At 70.9% G+C, this 16,062-nt stretch carries 17 protein-coding genes, 1 tRNA gene and 1 pseudogene; 8 read left to right on the top strand and 11 right to left on the bottom strand.

All coding sequences use genetic code 11. The features are described 5' to 3' along the window. Nucleotides 1–35 precede the first annotated feature (35 nt). Nucleotides 36–112, top strand: a tRNA-Thr gene (locus tag ACFYOH_RS27690). Between the two features lie 55 nt (nt 113–167). On the opposite strand, the gene ACFYOH_RS27685 is transcribed toward ACFYOH_RS27690, so the two are convergent. Together ACFYOH_RS27685 and ACFYOH_RS27680 are read right to left on the bottom strand one after the other, a co-directional pair. Continuing rightward, nucleotides 168–1,574, bottom strand: coding sequence for an NAD(P)/FAD-dependent oxidoreductase (locus tag ACFYOH_RS27685; RefSeq protein ID WP_388630718.1), 1,407 nt, complete (start codon nt 1,572–1,574; stop codon nt 168–170). Between the two features lie 10 nt (nt 1,575–1,584). Next, the gene (locus tag ACFYOH_RS27680; RefSeq protein WP_388630715.1) at nt 1,585–2,238 is read right to left on the bottom strand and encodes a rhomboid-like protein; all 654 of its coding nucleotides are present in this window, start codon (nt 2,236–2,238) and stop codon (nt 1,585–1,587) included. Nucleotides 2,239–2,530: 292 nt separating this feature from the next. Between ACFYOH_RS27680 and ACFYOH_RS27675 the strand changes: the two genes are divergently transcribed. After that, a complete protein-coding gene (locus tag ACFYOH_RS27675; RefSeq protein WP_388630712.1) occupies nt 2,531–3,010 on the top strand; it encodes a GNAT family N-acetyltransferase in 480 nt (159 codons plus the stop codon). On the opposite strand, the gene ACFYOH_RS27670 is transcribed toward ACFYOH_RS27675, so the two are convergent. Together ACFYOH_RS27670 and ACFYOH_RS27665 are read right to left on the bottom strand one after the other, a co-directional pair. Further along, a complete protein-coding gene (locus ACFYOH_RS27670) occupies nt 2,999–4,513 on the bottom strand; it encodes an MFS transporter (RefSeq protein WP_388630709.1) in 1,515 nt (504 codons plus the stop codon). The two genes, ACFYOH_RS27675 and ACFYOH_RS27670, sit on opposite strands and share 12 nt — an antisense overlap. An 89-nt stretch (nt 4,514–4,602) precedes the next feature. Further along, a pseudogene (locus ACFYOH_RS27665) lies at nt 4,603–5,083 on the bottom strand (zinc-binding dehydrogenase); the annotation flags it as partial. Between the two features lie 235 nt (nt 5,084–5,318). On the opposite strand from ACFYOH_RS27665, the gene ACFYOH_RS27660 reads away from it, so the two are divergent. Beyond that, nucleotides 5,319–6,008, top strand: coding sequence for a pentapeptide repeat-containing protein (locus ACFYOH_RS27660; protein ID WP_388630706.1), 690 nt, complete (start codon nt 5,319–5,321; stop codon nt 6,006–6,008). Between the two features lie 3 nt (nt 6,009–6,011). On the opposite strand, the gene ACFYOH_RS27655 is transcribed toward ACFYOH_RS27660, so the two are convergent. Then, a complete protein-coding gene (locus tag ACFYOH_RS27655; RefSeq protein WP_388630703.1) occupies nt 6,012–6,512 on the bottom strand; it encodes a hypothetical protein in 501 nt (166 codons plus the stop codon). A 77-nt stretch (nt 6,513–6,589) separates the two neighbouring features. Here ACFYOH_RS27655 and ACFYOH_RS27650 point away from each other — a divergent pair, with 77 nt between their 5' ends. After that, on the top strand, nt 6,590–7,981 hold the full coding sequence (locus ACFYOH_RS27650; RefSeq protein WP_388630700.1) for a M1 family metallopeptidase: 1,392 nt from the start codon (nt 6,590–6,592) through the stop codon (nt 7,979–7,981). Nucleotides 7,982–8,022: 41 nt separating this feature from the next. On the opposite strand, the gene ACFYOH_RS27645 is transcribed toward ACFYOH_RS27650, so the two are convergent. From ACFYOH_RS27645 to ACFYOH_RS27635, 3 genes are all read right to left on the bottom strand, one after another. Next, nucleotides 8,023–8,328: a hypothetical protein gene (locus ACFYOH_RS27645; RefSeq protein WP_388630698.1), complete on the bottom strand. Its 306-nt coding sequence runs from the start codon at nt 8,326–8,328 to the stop codon at nt 8,023–8,025. Nucleotides 8,329–8,393: 65 nt separating this feature from the next. Continuing rightward, nucleotides 8,394–8,516, bottom strand: a complete 123-nt coding sequence (locus ACFYOH_RS27640) for a hypothetical protein (protein ID WP_388630695.1) — start codon at nt 8,514–8,516, stop codon at nt 8,394–8,396. Between the two features lie 186 nt (nt 8,517–8,702). Beyond that, nucleotides 8,703–9,278, bottom strand: coding sequence for a TerD family protein (locus tag ACFYOH_RS27635; RefSeq protein ID WP_388630692.1), 576 nt, complete (start codon nt 9,276–9,278; stop codon nt 8,703–8,705). A 160-nt stretch (nt 9,279–9,438) separates the two neighbouring features. On the opposite strand from ACFYOH_RS27635, the gene arfB reads away from it, so the two are divergent. Together arfB and ACFYOH_RS27625 are read left to right on the top strand one after the other, a co-directional pair. After that, complete coding sequence (gene arfB / locus ACFYOH_RS27630) at nt 9,439–9,876, top strand: alternative ribosome rescue aminoacyl-tRNA hydrolase ArfB (protein WP_388631003.1); 438 nt, start codon at nt 9,439–9,441, stop codon at nt 9,874–9,876. Nucleotides 9,877–10,021: 145 nt separating this feature from the next. Then, nucleotides 10,022–10,882, top strand: a complete 861-nt coding sequence (locus ACFYOH_RS27625) for a sigma-70 family RNA polymerase sigma factor (RefSeq protein ID WP_388630689.1) — start codon at nt 10,022–10,024, stop codon at nt 10,880–10,882. Between the two features lie 59 nt (nt 10,883–10,941). On the opposite strand, the gene ACFYOH_RS27620 is transcribed toward ACFYOH_RS27625, so the two are convergent. Next, the gene (locus tag ACFYOH_RS27620) at nt 10,942–11,514 is read right to left on the bottom strand and encodes a flavin reductase family protein (protein WP_388630687.1); all 573 of its coding nucleotides are present in this window, start codon (nt 11,512–11,514) and stop codon (nt 10,942–10,944) included. A 337-nt stretch (nt 11,515–11,851) separates the two neighbouring features. Between ACFYOH_RS27620 and cdgB the strand changes: the two genes are divergently transcribed. Next, nucleotides 11,852–13,507 (top strand): diguanylate cyclase CdgB, encoded by a 1,656-nt coding sequence (cdgB, locus tag ACFYOH_RS27615; protein ID WP_388630684.1) that lies wholly within the window; start codon nt 11,852–11,854, stop codon nt 13,505–13,507. A gap of 116 nt (nt 13,508–13,623) precedes the next feature. Beyond that, nucleotides 13,624–14,535: a CBM35 domain-containing protein gene (locus tag ACFYOH_RS27610; protein WP_388630681.1), complete on the top strand. Its 912-nt coding sequence runs from the start codon at nt 13,624–13,626 to the stop codon at nt 14,533–14,535. Between the two features lie 99 nt (nt 14,536–14,634). Here the strand turns inward: ACFYOH_RS27610 and ACFYOH_RS27605 are convergent, their stop codons facing one another. Next, the gene (locus ACFYOH_RS27605) at nt 14,635–14,982 is read right to left on the bottom strand and encodes a peptidase inhibitor family I36 protein (RefSeq protein WP_388630678.1); all 348 of its coding nucleotides are present in this window, start codon (nt 14,980–14,982) and stop codon (nt 14,635–14,637) included. Between the two features lie 136 nt (nt 14,983–15,118). Then, on the bottom strand, nt 15,119–16,036 hold the full coding sequence (locus ACFYOH_RS27600; protein ID WP_388630675.1) for a 1-phosphofructokinase family hexose kinase: 918 nt from the start codon (nt 16,034–16,036) through the stop codon (nt 15,119–15,121). Between the last annotated feature and the right edge of the window lie 26 nt (nt 16,037–16,062).

Here is a 16,062-nt window from a genome sequence, read left to right as displayed (position 1 = left end):
GGACCTGGGTACACTGCACGAGCACCCAGGTGCACGCCTCCTTAGCTCAGCTGGTCAGAGCGCCGCTCTTGTAAAGCGAAGGTCGTCGGTTCGAATCCGACAGGGGGCTCCAGACAACCGGGCCGACCTGGGATTTCCCTCAGGTCGGCCCGCTCGTTCCAGCTCGCTCAGTGCCGTCCCGCCACCCGGTCCGCCATCTTCGCCAGCCGTGAGGACTCCGTCCCCGGGCGGAGGCGTTCGCGCTGGTCGGCGGTGCGGTAGGTGGCGTACATGCCGTGGACGCCGAGCCAGCGGAAGGGTTCGGGTTCCCACTTGCGGACCTTGTGATTCACCCAGGGCAGGTCCGTCAGCTCGGTGCGGCCGCCCTGGCCGGAGTCCTGCTGGACCAGGTCGCGCAGGGTGCGGGCGGCCAGGTTGCTGGTGGCGACGCCGGAGCCGACGTATCCGCCGGCCCAGCCGAGGCCCGTCGAGCGGTCGAGGGTCACCGTGGCGCACCAGTCGCGGGGCACGCCGAGGACGCCCGACCAGGCGTGGGTCACGCGGAGTCCGGTCAGGGCCGGGAAGAAGCGGGTCAGGATCTCGCGGAGGGCCTCGATGGTCGCCTGCTGCGTGCGGCCGTCGTTGTCCGTCCTCGATCCGAAGCGGTAGGGCACGCCCCGGCCGCCGAGCGCGATCCGGCCGTCGGCGGTGCGCTGGGCGTACATGTAGGCGTGGGCCATGTCGCCGAGGGTTTCGCGGCCGTCCCAGCCGATGGAGGCCCACTGGTCCTCGGTCAGCGGCTCGGTGGCGATCATCGAGGAGTTCATGGGGAGCCAGGTGCGCTTCTGGCCCTTCAGGGACGCGGTGAAGCCCTCGGTGCAGCGCAGGATGTAGGGGGTGCGGACCGTGCCGTAGGGGGTGACGGCGTGCTTGGGGCGGATCTCGGTGACCGGGGTCGACTCGTGGATCGTGACGCCGAGGGCCTCGACGGCCGCCGCGAGGCCCTTGGCCAGCTTCACGGGGTGCAGTCGGGCGCCGTGCGGGGTCCAGGTGGAGCCGACGGCGTCGGCGATGCGGATGCGTTCGGCGGTCTGGCGGGCGCCGTAGAATTCCCGGTCCTTCTCGCCGTACGACAGCTCGTGCTCGTGGAAGGCCTTGAGGCGGCCCAGTTGGGCGGGTGTGGTGGCCACTTCGAGGACGCCGCCCTGGTGGATGTCGGCGTCGATGCCCTCCGTCTCGGCCGCCGCGATCACCTCGGCGACGGTGTCGTTCATGGCCTTCTGCAGGCGTACGGCGGCTTCGCGGCCGTGCAGCCGGGCGTACCGGTCGCGGCCGGCGACGCCGTTGTAGAGCCAGCCGCCGTTGCGGCCGGAGGCGCCGTAGCCGCAGAACTTCTGTTCCAGGACGGTGATGCGGAGGTAGGGGGCGGCCTTCTTCAGGTAGTACGCGGTCCACAGGCCGGTGTAGCCGCCGCCGATGATCGCGACGTCGGCGGTGGCGTCCCCGGGCAGGGGCTCGCGTACCGCGGGGAGGCCGTCGTCCGCGTACCAGAAGGAGATCCCGCCGTTGACGACACTGCTTGCCGTACTGCTCATGGCCGGGACGTTAACCCCTCGGGGCGGTCAGTGTCTCCTTCGGATTCCACGCTTTTCCGCGGCCTCTGGTCAGCGGGTAGCAGGCCAGTCCGATCAGTAGGGAGACGAGGTGGCCGAGTTCGGTGAAGGTGCGTCCCGCGGCCAGGGGCAGGGTGAAGACGGTCAGGATGACCAGGAGATACGCGTACCGCCAGGGGAACGCGAAGCGGTAGGTGAGGACGCCGATGACGCCGGCCAGGGCGTAACTGACGCCGATGTCGAGGGTGTTGACGGCCGAGTGCGGGGCCATGCCGTCCCGGATGGCCTTGAGCAGGGCACCCTCGCTGATGAGGGTGGCCAGGACGTGCGCCAGGGCGCACACCGCGAACCAGCGGGCCGTGCCGAGCCAGCGTTCGGCGGGCGCCTGGAACACCGTGTACAGCAGGACGTAGGGAAGCCAGCGGCCGCTGTCGATCCACATCGCGCTGGCCACCAGGACCCGCACGGGATTGTGCGACAGTTCGTGGATGTTGGTCGACCGCTGCCGCAGGAAGTGCTGCTCGAACTCCGGCGACATCTGGTGCAGTGCGACGGTCGTGACGAACAGGACCGCCAGCCACACATACGTGCCGGGAGCGCTGCGGATGTACGCCCGTACGTAGCCGAGGCCCCGGTTGATTCGCATGAGCCGATTCACGCACGCCAGTATCGTCCGGCCCGTGATTGACATTCCCGGCGATCTTGCGGTGTCCAGGAGATGGAGTCCAGGAATGCAGGGCTCTGCCGGTCGTCGGGCCCGACGGCGGCCGTGGGGCCGTCACGCGTGCGGCCGTCGTGGTCATCTCGCGGCTGCCGGCCCGTCTGGGATCCGCACTTCGAGAACGTGTCGGCCGCCGACCGCGCGGGGGCGGCACGCCCCGTCATGAAGGGGGCGGCTGCTGGAGATCGCGCGCCGGCTCACCGGTTAGCCTCGCGGCATGATTCGTACCGCGACACCCGCCGACCTCCCCGTCATCCACGCTCTGATCCGTGAGCTGGCCGAGTACGAGAAGGCTCCGCACGAGGCTAGGGCGACGAGGGAGCAGCTGCGGGAGGCGCTGTTCGGGGAGCGGCCGGCGGCGTTCGTCCACATGGCTGTGGACGACGCCACCGGCGAGGCCGTGGGGTTCGCGCTGTGGTTCCTGAACTTCTCGACCTGGCGAGGGGCGCACGGGATCCATCTGGAGGACCTGTACGTCCGGCCGGGTGCCCGTGGCGGCGGGCACGGCCGGGCGCTGCTGACGGAGCTGGCGCGGATCTGTGTGGAGCGCGGGTACGAGCGGCTGGAGTGGTCGGTGCTGGACTGGAACCGGCCCGCGATCGGCTTCTACGAGGCGCTGGGTGCCCGTCCGCAGGACGAGTGGACGGTGTACCGGCTGACGGACGGGCCGCTCGCGCAGTTGGCGTCAGATCACTGACTCCGCTACCGGGGCGTCGGCCGGCAGCCCCTTCTTCGGCGCCCTGGCCGTGACCATCAGGCCGGCGGTCAGGCCCGCCAGGAGCATCACGCCGGACGCCCACCAGATGGCGACGGTGTAGCCGTGGACGACTCCGGCCGGGACCACGAGGGCCTTGGGTGCGCCGATGCGCAGGTGGGCGGTGATGTAGGCGGTGCTGCTGGTGGTGGCGATGGTGTTGAGCAGCGCCGTACCGATCGAGCCGCCGACCTGCTGCGAGGTGTTGACGGTCGCGGAGGTGACGCCGGAGTCGCGGGGGGCGACACCGGAGGTCGCGGTGGCGAACACGGGCATGAAGGTCAGGCCCATGCCGAGGCCCATGAGGATGAGGGCGGGCAGGATCTCGGTGGGGTAGGAGGAGTGGACCGTGATGCGGGTGAGGAGGGCCATGCCGCCGGCGGCGATGATCATGCCGGGAGTCATCAGCATGCGCGGGGCCACGTGTTGCAGCAGCCGGGCGGAGATCTGCGTGGCGCCGATGATGATCGCGGCGGTGAGCGGCAGATAGGCGAGGCCCGTCCTGACCGGCGAGTAGCCGAGGATGATCTGCAGGTAGTAGGTCATGAACAGGAACAGCCCGAACATGCCGATCGTCGCGAGCATCATGGTCAGGAAGCAGCCGGCGCGGTTGCGGTCCTTGATGATGTGCAGCGGGAGCAGGGGGCTCGGGGCGCGGTTCTGCCACCAGACGAACGCGGTGAGCAGGAGCAGTCCGCTCGCGAACAGGGCGAGCACCAGGGAGTCGCTCCAGCCGCGGGGCTGCGCCTCGCTGAAGCCGTAGACGATCGCGACGAGTCCGCCGCAGCCGAGCAGGGCGCCGGGGACGTCGAGGCGGGACTCGCGGTGGCCGGGGCGGTCGTGCAGGAGGGCGAAGGCGCCGATCACGGCGAGCACGGCGATGGGCACGTTGACGTACAGGCACCAGCGCCAGTTGAGGTACTCGGTCAGCAGGCCGCCGACGATGAACCCGATCGCCGAGCCGCTGCCGGCGAGGGCGCTGTACACGCCGAAGGCCTTGCCGCGTTCGCGGGGGTCGGTGAAGGTCGTGGTCAGCAGGGAGAGCGCCGAGGGCGCGAGGACGGCGGCGAAGGCGCCCTGGAGCGCGCGGGCGCCGAAGAGCATGCCGGAGCCGGTGGCGGCGCCGCCGAGCGCGGAGGCGACGGCGAAGCCGACGAGTCCGAGGACGAAGGTGCGTTTGCGTCCGACGAGGTCGGCGATGCGGCCGCCGAGCAGTAGGAGGCCGCCGAAGGCGAGGGTGTAGGCGGTGATCACCCACTGCCGGTTGCCGTCGGACATGTGCAGGGCGTGCTGGGCGGAGGGGAGCGCGATGTTCACGATCGTCGCGTCCAGGACGACCATCAGCTGGGCGAGGGCGATGACGACGAGCGCCCACCAGCGGTGCGGGTCGGTCGCCTCCGGGGCCTGTCGGGGGGTTCCGGTCGCACCCGTTCGGCCGTTGGTCATCTGGCCAGAAGACCATGAATCGGGGCGTATCGCATCCGTGTGTGCGTTCCGGCTGTTCGGGGCCTTCGGCGTGGTTTTCGGCGGGCGTTTCATGGTTCCAGTACCACCTTTCCGATAGTGCCGCGGTTCTCGAGTGCGCGGTGCGCCGCGGGTGCGTCCGCGAGGGGGAAGCGGGTGACGGCGGGGCGCAGCCGGCCGTGCGCGGCTTCGGCGAGCGCGCGCAGTTCGAGCGCGCGCAGTCCGTCGGCCCTGCGGAGCATCTCGGGGCCGAGCACGGACCGGGAGACGCCCTCGACGAAGTGCCCCCGCGCCCTCTGCGATGCCCTCCGCCGACCAGCCGAAGACGTGCCGCCCGCCGGGTCCGAGGAGGGCGACGGCCTGCCGGGCCGCCTCGCCGCCGACTCCGTCGTAGACCATCGAGGCCTGCCTCGCCCCGAGGTCGGCCCGGACCTTCGCGGGCCAGGCGGTGTCGGTGTAGTCGACGGCGAGGTCGGCGCCGTTCGCCCGGACCCGGACCGTCTTCTCCGGGCCGCCCGCGAGTCCGATCACGGTGGCGCCGGCGTTCTCGGCGCCCGCCTCGGCGGCGGTGATCGCGGCGGTGAGTCCGGCGAAGCCACCGCCGACGACGGTGATGCGGTGCATGGGGCGGTGCATGAGGTGGGCCCTCCCTCGGATCGGTACACCTGGTCCGTGCGTACGGCTCTGTCGGTCCGTAGGTAGGACTGTTTGGCGGGGCCGGAATGTGACATCGCCTGGGTTTGCGCAGGTCAGACGGATTGTCAGTGGTGGGGTGCAGCATGGGAGCATGGCGAGGAGAGCAACGGGCGGCCGTGCGGTGGGCCGGGCAGCGGTGAAGGGCGCGCGGCGGCCGGAGCTGCGGCTGCCGCCCCTGGAGCCGTGGTCCGGTGGTGAGTTGGCGCCGGACGGGGACTATGACGGGCTGGAGTTCCGGGACGCCGATCTGACCGGGCAGGACGGTGTGGGCGCCCGGTTCATGGACTGCGCGCTGACCGGCTGCGTGGTGGAGGGCACTTCGCTGGGCCGGGCCAGAGTCCTGGACTCGGTCCTGACCGGGCTGCGCGGGGTGGGCACGCATCTCGCCGAGTCCACGTTCCGGGACGTCGAGCTGATCGACGCCCGGCTGGGCGGCACGCAGTTGCATGGCGCCGTCCTGGAGCGGGTCGTGGTCCGCGGCGGCAAGATCGATTATTTGAATCTGCGTGAGGCGCGCCTCAAGGACGTGGTCTTCGAGTCCTGCGTGCTGGTCGAGCCGGACTTCGCGGGCGCGACGCTGGAGCGGGTGGAGTTCGTCGACTGCGCGCTGAGAGAGGCCGACTTCGGCAGCGCGACACTGAAGGACGTGGACCTGCGCGGCGCCGCGCCACTGGAGATCGTGCGGGGGCTGGACCGGCTGTCGGGGGCGGTGATCAGCACGGGTCAACTGCTGGATCTGGCGCCGGTGCTGGCGGCGGAGCTGGGGATCCGGGTGGAGTAGGCCTCACGGCAGTCGCGGAAAGCGGGCCTGGAGGGTCCAGATCGCCGGGTTCTCGGCCAGGTCCTCATGGAGGTCGGTCAGGTCGTAGATCAGGTCGTGCAGGAAGTCGCGGGCCTCGCGGCGCAGTTCGGCGTGGGAGAAGGACAGGGGGGACTCCTCGTCCGGCACCCAGTCGGCGGTGATGTCCACCCAGCCGAAGCGGCGCTCGAACAGCATCCGGTCGGTGGACTCGGTGAAGTCCAGCTCCGCCCGCTGCGGCCGGGCCGCGCGGGAGCCCATCGGGTCCCGGTCCAGCCGCTCCACGATGTCGCACAGCGCCCACGCGAAGTCCAGCACCGGCACCCATCCCCAGGCTGTGGACAGCTCCCGGTCCGTCTTCGTGTCCGCGAGATACACATCACCGCAGAACAGGTCGTGCCGCAGCGCGTGCACGTCCGCGCGGCGGTAGTCGGTCTGCGGGGGGTCCGGGAACCGGTTGGAGAGGGCGTAGCCGATGTCGAGCACGGGAGAGATGGTGTCACGCCCCGGCAGCAGCCCCGGACACTCGGATCACTCGTGCCCCGGCACTTAAGATCGCTGACATGTCCAGATCCGTACGCCTGGTGCCGGCCGCCGCGGTCCTGCTCGCCCTCGCCCTCACCGGCACCGCGTGCGACCGCGGTGTGCACGGCACCCCCGGCGGCTCCGGCGTACGCGACCCCTACTTCCCGAAGGCCGGCAACGGCGGCTACGACGTCGGGCACTACGGCCTCACCCTCGACTACACCCCCGCCACCCGCCACCTCACCGGCACGGCGGTCATCACCGCCCGCGCCACCCAGGACCTGTCCGCCTTCGACCTCGACCTCGCCGGGCTGCACGTCGACTCGGTCACCGTCGAGGGCAGGAAGGCCCGCTTCAACCGGGCCGGCCAGGAGCTCACCGTCCGCCCGCACGACGACCTGCGCAGGGGCGAGACCTTCCGCACCACCGTCCGCTACTCGGGGACCCCGCACACCCTCACCGATCCCGACGGCTCCAAGGAGGGCTGGCTGCCCACCGCCGACGGCGCCCTCGGCCTGGGCGAACCCGTCGGCTCCATGGCCTGGTTCCCCGGCAACAACCACCCCTCCGACAAGGCCACCTACGACCTCACCGTCACCGTCCCCCAGGGCCTCCAGGCCGTCTCCAACGGCGAGCTGACCGACCGGACCACCAAGGGCGGCCGCACGACCTACCACTGGCACACCGCCCAGCCCATGGCGAGCTACCTCGCCACCGTCGCCGTCGGCCACTTCGACCTCACTCGCGGCACCGGCCCGCACGGACTGCCGATCCTCACCGCCGTCGACCCCACCCAGGCGAAGGCGAGCGAGCAGGCGCTGGCGCAGCTCCCCGACATCATCAAGTGGGAGGAGATCAACTTCGGGCCCTACCCCTTCTCCTCCACCGGCGCGATCGTCGCCCGCCCCGACGACGCCGGGTACGCCCTGGAGACCCAGAACCGGCCCGTCTTCCCCGGCGCCCCGGACACCGGCACCCTCGTGCACGAACTCGCCCACCAGTGGTACGGCGACTCGGTCACCCCGAAGTCCTGGCGGGACATGTGGCTCAACGAGGGATTCGCGACGTACGCGGAGTGGCTGTACTGGGAGGACCACGGCGGCGAGAGCGCCCAGCAGACCTTCATGGACTACTACAACGGCGACGACAAGGCCATCTGGGCCTACCCGCCCGCGAAACCGTCGAGCGCCGCGCACATCTCCGACAGCCCGGTCTACCAGCGTGGCGCGATGGTCCTGGAGAAGATCCGGCAGAAGGTCGGCGACGACACCTTCTACGACATCATCCAGGGCTGGGCCGCCGCCCACCGGCACGGCAGCGCGAGCACCGCTGACTTCACCGCGTACGTGGAGAAGAAGGCCCCGCAGAAGGACTTCACCGAGATCTGGCAGGACTGGCTGTACGGCGACGGCAAACCGGCCCACCCGTGACATCCGTGACCGGCAGGCCCGGCCGTCCGTGACGGGCGCGGCTACCGGGCTCCCCGCTCCAGTGCCGCCCGCATCGCCGCCCGTGCCGCCCACATGGCCTGCGCGTGCTTGAGCCGGTGCTCCTGGAACCCAAGGGTGTCCAGCGCCGGATCGCCCGCCGCGAACACCTCCAGCAGCTTCCGCAGGGAGGCGTAGACGTCCTCGACGACGGCCGTCATCTCCTCCGTGGCGCAGATCAGCAGGTTTTCCCGGACCTCGTCGCAGCCCGAGGCGCGGAACGCCTCCCGCACGGCCGTCTCCCGCCGGTCGGCGGGCCCGTCCCGGTGGGCGCCGGCGGCCGTGTGCATGGCCTCGTACGCCAGCCGGTACTTGGTCAGGCAGGCGACGTACAGCTCCCGCCGTTCGCGCCGGTCTAATCGGGGAAGTCGCCGCTGAGCCGGTGGAACTCACGGTTGGACGCGTAGAGCGCGGTGAGCTCGGCCAGCAGCGGCGGTGGCCACAAGTCCCGGCCGGGGGACAGGGGTTCGAGAATCACAGCGGCAGGCTATCCCTCCGGGGGGCGGTGGCCGAGTGCCCCGCGCCCCTTCAGGCGGGCGGGGTGGGAGCCAGGAGGCGGGCGGGAGCCTTTCGCCGTGGTCGGCCGCACGAGAGGCCTCCGCCCGCCGCCTTCGCGCAGGTCGCTTCAGCAGCGGCCCCTGCTCAGCGCAGCGCCCGGCGTCCGTCAGACGTTGACGCCGAAGTCCTGGGCGATGCCGACCAGGCCCGAGGCGTAACCCTGGCCCACCGCGCGGAACTTCCACTCCGCGCCGTTGCGGTACAGCTCGCCGAAGATCATGGCCGTCTCGGTGGCGGCGTCCTCGGAGAGGTCGTAGCGGGCGATCTCGGTGCCGCCGGCCTGGTTGACGATGCGGATGTAGGCGTTGCGGACCTGGCCGAAGTTCTGGCCGCGGTTCTCGGCGTCGTAGATGGAGACCGGGAAGACGACCTTGTCGATGTCGGCCGGGAGCGCGGCCAGGTTGACGTTGATCGCCTCGTCGTCGCCCTCGCCCTCGCCGGTGCGGTTGTCGCCGGTGTGGACGATGGTGTTGTCCGGGGTCTGCTTGTTGTTGAAGAAGACGAAGTGCGCGTCCGAGTAGACCTTGCCCTGGCCGTTGACCGCGATGGCGGAGGCGTCCAGGTCGAAGTCCGTGCCGGTGGTGGTGCGGACGTCCCAGCCGAGGCCCACGGTGACGGCGGTCAGGCCCGGAGCCTCCTTGGTGAGCGAGACGTTGCCACCCTTGGACAGGCTTACAGCCATGTTGGGAGTCCCTTCCTTGGACATGTGGTGCAGTGCCGTTGAAGCTACCGTCACCGTGAAGAACGTCGAGGGGGGTGCCGGTGGTTCCGGGTCCCTTTACCTTTTTTACCGAGCGGGGGATCCGGAAATCCAGGTGACGCGGACCGGGCCGGCCGGGAACATGGAGGGCATGTCCGGTCCTTACGTCATTCGCGGCTCCGTCTCCCTTCCCGAGGCCGAGCTGATGTGGCGTTTCTCCAGGTCGTCCGGGCCCGGCGGACAGCACGTCAACACCAGCGATTCGCAGGTGGAGCTGCGCTTCGACCTCGCCCGCACCGAGGCGCTGCCCGCGGTCTGGAAGGAGCGGGCGCTGCAGCGGCTCGCGGGCCGGCTCGCCGACGGCGTGGTGACCGTACGGGCCTCCGAGCACCGCTCCCAGTGGCGCAACCGCGAGGCCGCCGCCGTGCGCCTCGCCGCCCTTCTCGCGGAGGCCAGCGCGCCCCCGCCCAGACCGCGCAGGCCGACCCGGATCCCGCGCGGCATCAACGAACGCCGGCTGCGGGAGAAGAAGCAGCGCTCGGAGACGAAGCGGGGCCGCTCGGGCCGGGACTGGTCGTGAGCCCGGCGGGCGCGGGCGGCCGCCGGTCACCCGCGCGGCTGCCGTCGCGCCGGTGAGCCGTCACATTCGCGGCCTGCCGTTCGTCAGTGAGTCAGCGAGTCCGTGAGGCAGCGGACCACCTGGGCGACGGAAGGGCCGCACCCCCATGGGCGACGACGAGTGGCAGCACCGCGACGACGAGTTCCTCGCCGAGCGGTTCGAGGCGTACCGGAGGCATCTGCGGGCCGTCGCCCACCGGATGCTGGGCTCGGCCGCGGAGGCCGAGGACGCGGTGCAGGAGGCGTGGTTCCGGCTCAGCCGGACCGACACGCGTGCGGTGGACAACCTCGGGGGCTGGCTGACGACCGTCGTCGGGCGGGTCTGCCTCGACATGCTCCGCTCCCGCCGCTCGCGGGGCGAGGAGCCCCTGGAGACCTGGCATCCCGGAGCCTGCGCCGAGCCGGACCCCGCGCAGGACGCGGTGCTCGCGGACTCGGTCGGGGCGGCGCTGCTGGTCGTCCTGGAGACGCTCTCGCCGGCCGAGCGGCTGGCGTTCGTGCTGCACGATCTGTTCGGGGTGCCGTTCGAGGAGGTCGGCGGGATCCTCGGACGCAACCCGGCCGCCGCGCGGCAGCTGGCCAGCCGCGCGCGGCGCCGGGTGCGGGGCGCGGACGCGCCGCAGGCCGACCTGGCGCGGCAGCGGGAGGTGGTCGACGCGTTCCTGGCGGCCGCGCGGGAGGGGGACTTCGACGGCTTGCTGGAGGTGCTCGACCCGGACGTGGTGGCGCGCGGCGAGGCGGGTGTGACCACCGGTGCGGCGGGGGTCGCCTCCGGTGCGAAGAGCTTCGCCCATCTGGCCCGCGTGGCGCGTCCCGCGCTGGTCGACGGGGCGACGGGGCTGGTCGTGTACGCCGACGGCCGCGTGGAGCGCGTCCTGACGTTCACCTTCGTCGCCGACCGCATCACGGCCATCGACATCGTGACGAACCCGGAGGACCTGTCCGAGCTGACCATCGAGCCGGTGTAGCCGGGCATTGGCCGGGGCCGGGCGCCGGCGGGGTGGATGTACGTCTCCGGAATATCCAGTCACCCCAACTGCCGGTACCGGCCTCGGAAGTACAGCAGGGGGCCGCCCTCCGTGCTCGGGACGCGGGCGGTCAGGACGCGGCCGATGACGAGGGTGTGGTCGCCGGCCGTCACCCGCTGCTCGGTGCGGCACTCCAGCGTGGCCAGCGCGCCGCCCACCAGCGGGGCGCCGGTGGCCTCGCCGCGGATGTAGGGGATGTCCTCGAAGAGCAGCCGGTCGCTGATGCGGCCCTTCATGGCGAAGCGGCCCGCGATGTGCCGCTGGCTCTCGGTGAGGACCGACACCGCCCACAGGGGCTGTTCGTCGAGCAGGTCGTCCATGCGGGCGCCCGTCCGCAGGCTGACCAGGACCAGCGGCGGGTCGAGGGAGACGGACATGAAGGCGGTGGCGGTCATGCCGACGTCCTCCATGCCCGGCGCGCCCGGGTCGTCGGCGTCCAGCGGCGGCTCCTGCGCGGTCACCAGGACCACTCCGGCGGCCAGCCGGGACATCGCGGCCCGGAACTCGTCGTTGCTCACCCCCTCAGCATGCCCGGAAGCGGCGGGGGCGGTGGATGAGGGAGTCTTCAGCACACCCGGAACGCTAGTCTCCGCCCCGCACGGGCAGCATCGGGCCTTCGCCCGAGCCGGGTCCTAGGACCAACGGACGACCGCTGTGTGCATCATGTGAACAGTTACCAAAAGCTTGCGTTCGGTAAACGCACGTGGAAAACGCAGAAACTCCACTCAATTGTTCACGTTCACCTGTGACTTGAGTCACAAGGGCCAGTAATTGTTGACCCTGTGTACCGAGTGGGCAGCGCGCTGTGATTCAGTGGCGGGGAAAGCTGAAACGCACCGTAAGAGGCACCCTTAAGAAGCGCCGAAGACAACCCTTGATTCGCTGCGAGGTCTCGGGGGGAGGGCGAGCATGGAGACCGAGTCGGAGCCGTATGTCCGTCTTGCGTCCCTGCGGCAGTTGCACCAGGTCATGGCCGACATGAACACGGCACGCAGCCTGGCGGACACACTGCAGACCGTCGCCGACGGCGCCGTACAGGCCCTCGGGTACGAGATGGCGTGCGTGAACCTCGTACGCCCCGACGGCGATCTCGTCGTCGCCGCGTTCGCCGGGAACTCCGCCGCCGAGGCCCTGATCACCGGCCGGGTCGGCTCCCGCGAGTCCTGGGACCGCCGGCTGACCATGGGCGAGCGCTGGGGCGACCTGGTCTTCATACCGCACACCGAGGGCTGGGTGCTGGACGACGACGACGTCCCCCAGTGGTTCACGGACGGGCCCGCGCCGCGCTTCGAGGACGAGTGGCACCCCTCCGACCGCCTCTTCGCCCCCATGTACACGCCGGGCGTCCCGGGCGGCTCATGCGGCGAGCTGCTCGGGGTCATCTCGGTCGACCGGCCGCGCAACGGCCGCCACCCCGGCGCCTGGGGCCGCGAGGCCCTGCAGATGTACGCCTTCCAGGCCGCCATCGCGATCAGCAACGCCCGGCTGCGCGCCAACATGCAGCGCGCCCTGGTCCGCCTGGAGCGCGAGCAGCAGGCGCTGCGGGCGAGTGAGGAAAGCTTCAGGCAGGCCTTCGAGTACGCCCCCTCCGGCATGGCCATCGCCGAGATGGGCGGCGACCAGCACGGCCGCATCCTGCGCACCAACGACGCCCTGTGCCGTCTCCTCGGCCGCCCGGCCTCCGCGATGCGCCGCTACTCCTTCTCCGACCTCGTCCACCCCGAGGACATCGGCACGCTGCTGCGGACCTCGGCGGAGGGCGGCCGCGCGGAACTCCGCCTGGGGCGCCGCGACGGCACGTACGTCTGGGTGAGCCTGCGCAACAGCGTCGTCGCGGACGCCGCCGACGGTCCCCGCTTCCTCCTCACCCACGTCGAGGACATAGAGGAACGCAAGCGCCGCGAGCTGCAGCTGGCCCACCGCGCCTCCCACGACTCGCTCACCGGCCTGCCGAACTCCGCCGAGCTGCGCTCCCGCCTGTCCGCCCGGCTGTGCCGGCGCCCGGCCCACGCCGACGAGCTGGAATCCCTGGACGCGGCCTACGGGCACCCCGCCTTCGACGCCCCCGTCGGCCACGGCTTCGACTTCCGGCCGGGCGCGGACGCGTACGACACCTTCGACCACCACGTCCACACCGTCGCCCCCGAGGACGGCCGCGACGACGGCACCAAGGGCCTCGCGGTGCTCTTCTGCGACCTCGACGGCTTCAAGTCGATCAACGACCGCTTCGGGCACAACGCGGGCGACGCGGTCCTCATCGAGGTGGCGCGCAGGCTGTCGCGCGGGGTCCGGGACGGGGACACGGTCGCCCGGCTCGGCGGCGACGAGTTCGTGATCCTCGCCGACGGCCTCGGCCGGGCCGACGCCCAGGACCTCGCCGTACGGCTGCGCAACGAGATCATCCAGCCGATCCGGGCGGAGGGCCGGGCCGTCCGGGTGGGCGCGAGCTTCGGCATCGGATGGGCACACTGCGGCATGACGGCGGACGAAGTGTTGAAGTCAGCCGACGAACGGATGTACGTAGAGAAACGATCTCGTCCCAAACAACATCGGCGCGCCGGATGATCCGCAGGTCAGGGACTTGATGCGATTCGAGTCACCCGTTTGGCACAGTCGGAGCGGGTAGGCTCCCCCTTCAGACCTGTACCGCATCCACTCGCACCCGCTGAGGAGACCTAGGGATGACGCCCGGCGAAAACGGCCCGAGCACGCCCGAGGACGACGACCCGTTCGGCTATCTGTACGCCGACGGCCAGGCCAGAGGGGCCCAGCCGCCGTCCGGCGGTTACGGCTACCCGAACTCGGTCAGCAGGGTGCGGGCGGTCGGCGAGCGGCAGTACGGCCAGCCGCAGGCCGCCTACGGCCAGGGAGTGCCGCAGCAGCAGGGTGCCCACGGCCAGCCGAACGCCTACTACCAGGCCCCCGAGACCCTGCCCGGCGGCGCCCCGACCAGCCGACAGCCGGTACCGCCGGCTCCCGGCCGCCGCGGCCCGAACACCAAGGGCCTGTTGATCGGCGCGATCGCGGTGGTCGCCGCGGTCGTCATCGGCATCGGCATCACGATGCTCAACGGCAACGCGGACGACGGCAAGCACAACAACCAGGCGGGCGGCACCCCGACCCAGTCCCAGAGCCAGAGCCCGAGCCCGTCGAACAGCAAACCGGCGGCAGCCGGTGAGCTGCCGAAGAGCGACGCGAAGGCCCTTGGCCTGGAGGGCGGAGCCACCACGGCGTCCGACTTCAAGGGTGCCAAGGCCGCCGGCGGCGTCTATGTGACGGGCTTCAACCAGGTTGGGGCGAAGGTCACTTGGACCGTCAACGGCATCCAGAACGCCGGCACCTACCGACTGTACGTGCGCTACGGTGTCCCAGGCGCGGACGCCAATGCGACCCTGCTGGTCAACGGCGAGGCGAACACCCAGCCGCTGAACATGAAGAACTTCGGCAACACTCCCGCAGGTGACTGGGAGAAGGGCTGGAAGACCACGTGGGCCAACGTCAACCTGCACGAGGGCACCAACACGATCGTGCTCGCCTGCAATGCGGGCAACCAGTGCAACGCTGTCCTGGACCAGCTCTACATCACCAAGTAGAGGTTGATGCGGTCCGTCAAGCGGGACAGCCGCCGGAGGTGTTGATTTCCGGCGGCTGTCGGGCATTGTGAACTTCAGGTTGAGCGCTCTTGGCGCACCTCAGCCGTAAATCTCAACCGAGTTGGCGCTGCCGGGGTTGTCCGAGTAGGTGCCCGGCTTCAGGGTGACCAGCTTGGTGCCGGTGGCGCAGCCGAGGGTGGCCTTCCAGAAAACCAGAGTGTAAGAAGTCTGGTTCGAGACGGACCGGGCGATGTGGTCGAGAGGGATGCAGCCGGGCGTTTCGGAGTAGACCGTCCTGGTCCCGGTCCTGTTCGGCCCCGACCATCCGCAGAACTTGCCCTTCGGGCAGGTGTTGGGATCGGCCGCCGCGGCCGGTGTGGCAAAGGCGCCGCCCAGCAATGCGCCGGCTACGGCGATCGTTGTCAGGCTCTTCTTGAGTACGCTCACAGGTCCCCGATTCTGAATCGTTCGCTTTCGGTCGATGCAGCGAACAGATGATCACAGGATCAATCGGCTGTCATGAAAGGAAATCGCTTTCGGCCAAACTGCCAGGTGGGCAAATCCGGCAAGGGATGCACAGCCTTCACGCCGCCGCGACCGACACTCGCGCCAGGAGTTTCTCGTAAGCCGCGCAGTCGAAATCGCCCGCTGTCGGGGACCGTACGGTGGCTGTCGACAGGGCGACCGCGCGGGTCAGGCGGTCCGGCCAGGACAGCTGCTCCACCAGCCCTGACAGCAGCCCCGCGACGGCGGAGTCTCCTGCGCCTGTGGGGTTGCCGGGGACGTGAGAGGGTGGCGCCACGCGCCAGTGGCCCTCCGGGGTCGCGGCCAGCAGGCCCTGCGGGCCGAGGGAGGCCACCACCGCGTGCGCCCCGCGCCGTCGCGCATCCTGGGTGGCGCGCAACGGCTCGTGGGAGCCGGTCAGTTCGGCCAGTTCGTCGGCGTTCGGCTTGATGAGGTCCGGGCGGGCCGCCACTCCGCGGCGCAGGGGTTCGCCGCTGGTGTCCAGCAACACAAAAACGCCGTGGGAGCGGGCGGCGCGGACCAGGTTCGCGTACGCCCCCACCGGCACGCCCGGCGGCAGGCTGCCGCACAGGGCCACCGCCGAGGCGCCGGGCAGCAGCTCCTCGTAGCGGTCCAGGAACGCGCCCCACTCCGCCGCGGCGATCAGCGGGCCCGGCTCGTTCAACTGGGTCGTGTCACCCGAGAGTTCGTCCACGACCGCGATCGTGCGCCGGGTCGCGCCCGCGACCGGGACCAGCGCGTCCGTCACCCCGGGTACATCGGCGAGCCGGTCGCGTATCTCCCGGCCGGTCCCGCCGCCCGCGAACCCCGTGACAGTCACCTCGTGCCCGAGCGCCGCCAGCACCCGGGCCACGTTCACGCCCTTGCCGCCGGGCCGTTCGATGACCTCCGAGACCCGGTGCGAGGCATGCGGCCGTAGCGACCGCACGCGATAGGTGAGGTCGAGAGCGGTGTTCAGCGTGACCGTGAGGATCACCCGGGCCGACCTCCCTCGAAGTCCCT

Source organism: Streptomyces sp. NPDC007856, assembly GCF_042868225.1.
Lineage (GTDB): Bacteria > Actinomycetota > Actinomycetes > Streptomycetales > Streptomycetaceae > Streptomyces.
Note: the sequence above shows the minus strand (reverse complement) of the source record. Positions and strands in the feature narration are given on the sequence as shown.